The sequence below is a fragment of the Streptomyces sp. NPDC048349 genome (assembly GCF_040651925.1).
Taxonomy (GTDB): Bacteria; Actinomycetota; Actinomycetes; order Streptomycetales; family Streptomycetaceae; genus Streptomyces.
Window position 1 is genome coordinate 140,632 of record NZ_JBEZLA010000011.1, and the last position, 7,886, is coordinate 148,517.

Below are 7,886 nucleotides of genomic sequence, written 5' to 3' on the forward strand. Positions count from 1 at the left end.
TCTGGCTGCTCCTGCCCGTTTCGCCCAGGCCAACACCATCGCTGGGCCGAGAGGGCAGCCGCCGCTCGAGGGGAATGCGTTCGCGATCAACCGCCCCGCCACTCGGTGGTGCGGCCCGGCCCTTCGGCTGTGCCGGGCCGCACCCATGGGTTACAGAGCTCGGCTCAGGCGATCGGTGAGCAGCCGGGTGAAGCGGGCCGGGTCGGGCAGGTCGCCGCCTTCGGCGAGCAGGGCGCTGCCGTACACCAGCTCGGCGATCTCCGCCAGCGCAGGATCGTCGGCGTTCGCCTCGTGTGTCGTGCGCAGGGCGGTGATCAGCGGATGGGCGGGATTGAGTTCCAGGGTCCGCTTGATGGCCGGCAGTTGCTGTCCGGTCGCCCTGTACATCTTTTCCAGGGTCGGCGTCATGTCGTGGGCGTCGCCGACGATGCATGCGGCCGAGGTGGTCAGTCGCGACGACAGCCGGACCTGCTTGACGTGATCGGACAGGGTGGAGGTCAGCCACGTCAACAGGGCGGCGTGGTCCTGCTGGCGCTTGGCCTGCTCGGTGTCGGCGTCCTGGTCACCTTCGGCCGGCTCGTCGAGGTCGACCTGGCCCTTGGCGATGGACTGCAGTCGGTGGCCGTCGAAGGCCTGGACCCGTTCGACCCAGACCTCGTCGATGGGGTCGGTGAGGATGAGGACCTCGTAGCCCTTGGCGGCGAAGGCCTCCATGTGGGGCGAGTTCTCCACCATCGCGCGGGACTCGCCGGTCAGGTAGTAGATGGCGTCCTGACCGTCCTTCATGCGCTCGACGTACTCGCGCAGGGTGGTGGTCTTCTCCGGGTCGTGCGTGGAGGCGGCCGAGACCAGCTCGAGCAGCACGTCGGTGTTGTCGGTGTCCTCGAGCAGGCCTTCCTTCAGCACCCTTCCGAACTGCGCCCAGAACTTCGTGTAGCGCTCGCCGTCGCCCGCCTGCATGTCCTTGATCGCACCGAGGACCTTCTTGACCAGGCGGCGGCGCACGCCGCGGATCTGGCGGTCGTGCTGGAGGTTCTCGCGGGAGATGCTCAGTGACAGGTCGTGGGCGTCGACGACGCCCTTGACGAAGCGCAGGTAGTTCGGCATCAGCGCTTCGCAGTCATCCATGATGAAGACGCGCTTGACGTACAACTGCACGCCGCGGGGCGTCTCGCGGGAGAACAGGTCGAACGGCGCCTGGGAGGGGACGAACAGCAGCGCCTCGTACTCGAAGGTTCCTTCGGCGCGCATGTGGATGGTGGCCGCCGGGTCGAGCCAGTCGTGGCTGATCTGCTGGTAGAACTCGTTGTACTCGGCCTGGGTCACCTCGGCGCGCGGTCGGGCCCACAGCGCCTTCATCGAGTTGAGGGTGTCGACGCCGGCGGTGGTGGAGCCGTCGGTGCCGTCGGTGTCGGCACGTTCTGCGGCCATCCGGATCGGCCAGCGGATGAAGTCGGAGTACTGCTTGACGATCTGGCGGATCTTCCACTCGGACAGGTAGTCGGCGAGCCCGTCCTCGCTGTCGGCGGGCTTGAGGTGCAGGGTGACCGAGGTTCCCACGGGAAGGCCGTCAACGGACCGGAGGGTGTAGGCGCCCTCGCCGTCGGACTCCCACTGGGTGCCGGAGTCGGTGCCGGCCCGCCGGGTTCGCAGCGTGACCTTGTCGGCAACCATGAATGCGGAGTAGAAGCCGACGCCGAACTGCCCGATCAGGGTCTGGGCCGTGGCGGCGTCCTGCGATTCCTTGATCTTCTCGAGCAGGCCGGCGGTGCCGGATTTGGCGATCGTGCCGATCAGCTCCACGAGATCGTCCCGGCTCATACCGATGCCGTTGTCACGGACGGTCAGCGTGCGGGCCGCCTTGTCGACCTCCAACGTGATGTGGAGGTCGGTGGTGTCGACCTCCAGACCGGGGTCGGTCAGCGACTGCAGCCGCAGCTTGTCCAGTGCGTCGGAGGCGTTGGAGATCAGCTCCCGCAGGAAGATGTCTTTGTTCGAGTAGATCGAGTGAATCACCAGCCGGAGCAACTGGCGGGTTTCGGCTTGGAACTCCAGCGTCTCGACGCTGCTACTCACTGTGGGGCTCCCTTCCTGGCGGAAACAGAGTGAACGGATGGGACTCGGGCCGAGACGGATCATCTCCGACGTCGGCGTACTTCGCGGTCAGCTGTGCGCGTGTGACCCGCGAGGGGTTTCAGGCCGCGACAGGCGTGTTGCGCGGGCCGGTGGGTGAAGCCGGGCGAAGGTGCGCTGACGCCCCGCGCGCGCCACATGGTTTCGATCGTTTCGATCGGGCAGCCTTCCCATCCCACGAGCTGCTCACCCACCTTCGGAGCAGGAGAGGCGGGCGGGAAGCCGCGGCGCCGGCGGGGAACGTTGCCGTGTCCGGCGTCATGGCGCTGGACGACGCCGGCTGGCCGGTCGGGGTCATGGAGCACCTCCGAGGGGTCATCAGGGAGACGACTTCCTTGGTGTCGTCGAACGGATGACATGATAAACGGGTTCCGTGAGGGCATGCCAGCAGCCTCCGCCGGTCGGGCCGGCGGAGTGCCCGCTTGAGGTACGGCAGCAAACCGGCCGCGCTCAGCCGATGGTGACGACACGGGCCCACGCGGGCGGAGTGTCTGGGGTGTAGTCCGGATCCTCCTCGTCCGTGGCGCGGGAGGGGCGGGGGAAGAGGCCGACGACCGTGCGGCAGGGCGGCTGCGCGGAGGGCCAGGGCGTCTGTCCGTCCGTCAGGGCGACGATCACGTCCGGGCGGGGGCGGGAGCGGAGCGCACGGGCGAAGCCGGACCGCAGGTCGGTACCGCCGCCGCCGATCAGTTCGAGGTTCTCGGCCCGGCACAGCGGCACGGCGACGCCCGCCGCCGCGTCGCAGGAGATCACCGAAACGAGGTCGCGCCGCCCGCCCACCGCCCGTGAGATCGCCGCCACCTCCAGCAGCGCGCCCCCCAGTTCGGCGTCGCTCACCGATCCGGAGGTGTCGATCACGACGCAGACCCGGGGCGGCATCCGGCGCAGGCTCGGCAGCAGGACGCCGGGAACACTGGCAGAGCGGCGGGACGGACGCCGGTAGCTGTGGTCCTCGCCCGCCCCCGGCGCGCCCGCGGCCGCGCGGAGTGCCGCGCCGAGCAACTGACGCCACGGTTGCGGAGGGTGGAACGCCTCGTCCGCCCATCGCCGCCACCCCTCCGGAGCGTCCCCCGGCCGACCGGTGATCGCCTCGGCCACCCGGAAGCGCACGGCGTCGCGCTGCTGTCGGCTCAGCCCGTGCGCTCCTTCGGGCCCCAGCTCCCAAGGCCGCGCGTGCCCGTCGGCTCCGCTGCCGCAGTCCAGCCAGGCCAGCCGCGGTGTGCGGCCCGCCATCGAGAACCGCCGCAGGTACTCCTCCATGAGCAGCCCGTCGGGCAGGTCCAGCATCGCCGGGAGCACCGCCCCCGCCGGCAGGGCCAGGCCATCGCCGTAGATGTCGTCGTTGATCTCGAAATCCGCGGCGACGTTCTGCCGCAGCCGCTGCCCCGGGCCTTGTTCCCCGTGCTCCCGGGCGTACCGCGTGCTGCGTTCGTGGTGGTCCCTGAGCAGGTGGGAGACCTCGTGCACCCAGACGCCCGCCAGCTCTTCGACGGGGGTGCGCGACACGAAGGACGGGGAGACGTAGCAGCGCCAGTACGCGTCCACCGCCATGGTCGGAACCGACCGGTCCTCCACCACGTGGAGCGCGAAGAGCGCGCCGGCGAGGTACGGACGGACGGCGACCGCGAGCAGCCGCGCCGCCAGCAACTTGTCCGTGTCCAGCGGGATTGCCGGGCCGGTCCGGGCCCCGGGAACCGCGGCTTGCACCGGCCGCGGGGGCGGGGGCGGGGGCATGGGGCGCGGCACCGGGCGGGGCAGCCGGCGCGGCTGCTTCGTGGCCCCGGTCATCGGGGCCCGCCCGCCGCGCTCTTGGCACGTGCGGCCGCCTCGGTGCGGGCCACCGATTCCTCCGCCCGCCGAGCGAGACCGACCACCGCGGCGAGGCGCTCCACTGTCTGCGGAACTTCCCAGCCGTCGCGGCGCAGCGCGGCCAGTGCCTTCGCCGGGGCGACCAGCAGATCCGGTGCGCCGGTTTCCAGCGCCCTGACCAGCACCGCCCAGCCTGCCTCCCAGCGCTCCCGCTCCGGGCGCGCCCCGACGGCGGCGACCACCGCTTCCAGCGTGGCCTGGCGCAGGTCGCCGCGCTCGGGCAGCTCGGCAGCGGCCGGGTCGGCGAGCAGGGCGTCCGGGTCGGGCAACTCCATGCGGTCGATGTGGGCGAGCAGTTCGAGGCCGGGCCCGTCCCCGACCGAACCTCGGACCAGCAGCGCCAGCACGTCCCGGGAGACGGAAGCCGCCGTGCCGAAGGCGAGCAGGGTCATTGCGGCCTCCCAGCTGCGGGGCGAGGGCCAGGCGCCACCGCGCCGCGTCTCGGTGGTCGGCAGCCGGTGGATCAGCGTCGGCCGGGCGTTCAGGAAGCCGCAGACCGCGCGGCGGGCGAACGCCACCGCGTCCGGCAGTCCCGCGGGGTCGAGCCGGGGCAGTTCCGCGCGCGGCCAGACCCCGCCGAGGCCGCGCACCACCACGTCCCGGTCGTGCACCCAATACAGGTGCACGAACCGGTTCGCCAGCGGCGGGCTCAGCTCCCAGCCGTCCGCGGCCGACGCGCGCGGATTGGCGGCGGCCACGATCCGTACGCCGGGCGGCAGTTGCAGCGTGCCGACCTTCCGCTCCAGGACCACGCGCAGCAGTGCGGCCTGGACGGCAGGGGTGGCGGTGGACAGTTCGTCGAGGAAGAGCAGCCCCCGCCCGGCGCGCACGAGCTCCACGGCCCACTGCGGCGGGGCCATGGGCACGCCGTTCGCCGCCGGGTCCTCGCCCACGATGGGCAGGCCGGAGAAGTCGGTCGGCTCGTGGACACTGGCGATCACGGTGGTCAGCGGCAGATCGAGGGAGGCGGCGAGCTGGGTCAGCGCTGCCGTCTTGCCGATGCCGGGCTCGCCCCAGAGCAGCACGGGCAAGTCGGCCGCGACGGCCAGGGTGAGCGCCTCCAGCTGCTCGTCGGCGCGCGGCTCGGTCGTGGTCGCCCGCAGGAGGGCCAGCAGGTCTTCGGCGAGGGAGAACTGCGTGCGGCCTGCCGGGAGCGGCCTGGCGGTTACGGGCATGGAGGAGATGGTGCTCGAGGTCATGGGCGTCACCTGGGTGTGTGAGGGACGGGGGCCGTCCGGGATGTCGTCGTCTTTCAGCGGTGTGCGACGGCGCCGCGTCGTACGTGCGGTACGCGGAGTTCGTGCGGTGTGCGCAGTACGTGCGGTACACGCAGTACGTGCGGGGATGGCGTCCGGCAGCCGAGGTGGGGTCGGTCCCGGTTCGGTCGGTTGCTGGTGTGCGTCAGTAGGGGTGGTCGGACGAGGGGCTGCGGCCGGCAGGCCCGCGGGCGCGGGCGCGTGCGCCGGGAGGCCTTCAGCTGTGCAGGCCGGTCCGGGGCCGGGCACGGGTGCCCCGCTTGCGGCGCAACTCCCACGGCAGACGGCGGTCCAGACGTGGCCGGTGGCCCGTGTCCCCCGTCGCAGCCGCGGCCGCGGCCGGGTGCACGGGTACCAGCCCCGCGCGGAAGAGCCCGTGGTCGAGGCGGCCTGCCACCGCCGCTTCCAGGGCTTCCCGCAGGGGTCCGTCGCGCAGGACGGCGCCGGGGCCGAGCAGCCCTTCGACCACGGCCAGGGCCCCGGTGACGTCGCCGTGGCCGAGCCGCTCGCGGACGGCGGGCAGCGCCTCGGGGCTGCGGTGCACTGCGTCGATCGCCCGCAGGCAGGGCAGTCCGGGCCCTCCGAGCGCCATGAGCAGTTCCTCTCTGGCCAGTTGGGCGGGATCGTGGTCGACAGCCGCCAGCGTCCCGTTCCGCAGCGCGATCCGGTGGACTTCGCCCAGGCACTCGACCTGATGCGGATCGATGGGCCCGGGGACCGAGTCGCCCGCCGGTCTTCCGGGGTCGGGCACCGCCCCCGGACCGGAGGCAGAGCCGCCGACTCCGGGCGCGCACAGCGCCGCGGCGACCAGCGGGTGCAGCCGTTCGGCACGGACCAGGCCGGCCCGCAACAGCTCCAGGTCCGGAAGGCCACGGGCAGCGGCCTCCGGCAACACCGGGAGGGCCGCGAGTTGCGGCGCCGGCTCCTCCCGTACCAGCCGGACGACCGGGGCGTGGCTGTCGTCGGGGGCGACGAGTTCGAGCACGCAGTGGCTGCGCGCACCGAGCCGCACGGTGAAGGCCCCGCGAGGCCGGCCCTCGGCTGTCAGGAGCAGTTCGGCCTCGTGGGCCCAGTGGTCCGGCGGCCACGTGGGAGCGTGGTTGCCGGGCCTGTACGGCGCGTCCGCGCCGTGCCTCCGGGCCAGTTCGGCGCTGCGCGTGGCGTCCCAGAGGTGGCGGTGCAGGTCGAGACGGAAACGCCGGTCGGGGTGGGGGTGCGGATGGTGCTCGGGTGGGCCGTCCCGCGACTCTTCCCAGAGCGCCAGGGACATCCGCTGGCCGGCTTCCGCCCAGGCGGGCGGTGTACGGACGACGAGTTGCGGTGCCGCGGGGCCCCGGTCGCCGTAGCGGGCGAGCGAAAGGGTCAGGCCGGGCCGGAGCCGCCCGTCGGGGGCGATCCGGGGCATGTTCCAGCGCAGCAGATCCGGTGCCAATCGGCGCAGATCGGCCCGGAGGCGAGTGGTGAAGTCGGTGCCGTGACGGTCGCGCACGGCGCGCAGATCGAGATCGACGTCGATCCGGGCGACGGCGCAGGCCCCGGCCCAGTCACCGGCGGCACGGCGCACGGTCGCGTTCTCGATCATGGACGGTGGCACGGCGTAATCGCGTACGCGTTGCCACATCAGCAGGCGGGCGGGAATCGGTTCCGCGAAGTGAGCTGCCATCAGCACTCACCTTGCGCGGACGATTCCCCCAATCCGAAGGAGGGGAAGTTGTTCATCGCGGGCATCATAAGCAGCTCCCCGATGATCTGTCAGCCGCATTCCGCGAGGTCCGCGCCGGTGGGGCCTGCTCTCGATCACGACAGGCGCGGCTCAGGGCGGTGGCCGACGGTGTCGTCGAGGGAGCCGGCCACGAGCTCCTCGAGGACGGCCGTGTGCGCGGGGTCAGCGCCGCGGGGGCAGCCGATGGAGCGTCACGTCGTACACCTTCCCCTCTGCGACGGTCAGCGTCATGAACGAGCAGAAGGGCTGGCGTCTGCGGTCGGTGGGCGAGCCCGGGTTGAGCAGGCGCAGCTTCCCGGTGGTGGTGTCCCACGGAATGTGACTGTGGCCGAAAACCAGGACGTCCACCTCGGGGAACCGTGCGGCGCAGCGCCGTTCCCGCCCGGCGGCCGCTCCCGTCTCGTGCACGACCGCGAACCGCACCCCTTCCAGCTCGGCGTACGCCACCTCCGGAAGCCTGCGGCGCAGGCCCGGCCCGTCGTTGTTGCCGTACACGCCGATCAGCCGGCGGGACCTGGCCACGAACAGGTCGAGCGTGGACTCGTCGATCCAGTCACCGGCGTGGACGACGGCGTCGGCCCCGTCGACGGCGGCCATGAGGGTTTCCGGGAGTGCCCTGGCCCGGGCGGGGAGGTGGGTGTCCGAGGTCAGCAGGAGCCGCATGCGTCCCACGGTAGAACGCCGTGGCCACGAGCACGCGGCGGACGGGATCCGGTGGAGCACGGCGGCGCCACGGCGGAGGGAAGGGACCGGCCCGGTTCGTCGTACCGGGGCTCGGTGCGCCCCGCCTGATGATGCGCGACGGGGAGCTCTAGGGGGTGTCTGACGGAGGTCCGTGGTGAAGGAGCGGTGTCCGGTGCGTGCTCTCGGCGTGCCGGCCGGATGCCCCCGTACTGGACGTACTT

Annotated in this window: 5 protein-coding genes; all 5 read right to left on the bottom strand. The window is 72.3% G+C overall.

The window, feature by feature from the left end:
- Nucleotides 1-150: 150 nt before the first annotated feature.
- The 5 genes from htpG to AB0D44_RS09590 all read right to left on the bottom strand — a co-directional run bounded on the left by htpG (nt 151) and on the right by AB0D44_RS09590 (nt 7,644).
- The gene (gene htpG / locus AB0D44_RS09570; RefSeq protein ID WP_362586929.1) at nt 151-2,076 is read right to left on the bottom strand and encodes a molecular chaperone HtpG; all 1,926 of its coding nucleotides are present in this window, start codon (nt 2,074-2,076) and stop codon (nt 151-153) included.
- 507 nt (nt 2,077-2,583) lie between these two features.
- Nucleotides 2,584-3,921 (bottom strand): VWA-like domain-containing protein, encoded by a 1,338-nt coding sequence (locus AB0D44_RS09575; RefSeq protein WP_362586931.1) that lies wholly within the window; start codon nt 3,919-3,921, stop codon nt 2,584-2,586.
- On the bottom strand, nt 3,918-5,201 hold the full coding sequence (locus tag AB0D44_RS09580; RefSeq protein WP_362586934.1) for a MoxR family ATPase: 1,284 nt from the start codon (nt 5,199-5,201) through the stop codon (nt 3,918-3,920). The genes AB0D44_RS09575 and AB0D44_RS09580 overlap by 4 nt, the downstream gene beginning before the upstream one ends.
- 274 nt (nt 5,202-5,475) lie before the next feature.
- A complete protein-coding gene (locus tag AB0D44_RS09585; protein WP_362586936.1) occupies nt 5,476-6,921 on the bottom strand; it encodes a hypothetical protein in 1,446 nt (481 codons plus the stop codon).
- 222 nt (nt 6,922-7,143) lie between these two features.
- On the bottom strand, nt 7,144-7,644 hold the full coding sequence (locus tag AB0D44_RS09590; RefSeq protein WP_362586939.1) for a metallophosphoesterase: 501 nt from the start codon (nt 7,642-7,644) through the stop codon (nt 7,144-7,146).
- Nucleotides 7,645-7,886 lie beyond the last annotated feature (242 nt).

Bases quoted from the DNA above. Each gene is read 5' to 3' on its own strand.
- AB0D44_RS09575 (WP_362586931.1), bottom strand. From the start codon at position 3,921: ATGACCGGGGCCACGAAGCAGCCGCGCCGGCTGCCCCGCCCGGTGCCG.
- AB0D44_RS09580 (WP_362586934.1), bottom strand. From the start codon at position 5,201: ATGACCTCGAGCACCATCTCCTCCATGCCCGTAACCGCCAGGCCGCTC.
- AB0D44_RS09585 (WP_362586936.1), bottom strand. From the start codon at position 6,921: ATGGCAGCTCACTTCGCGGAACCGATTCCCGCCCGCCTGCTGATGTGG.
- AB0D44_RS09590 (WP_362586939.1), bottom strand. From the start codon at position 7,644: ATGCGGCTCCTGCTGACCTCGGACACCCACCTCCCCGCCCGGGCCAGG.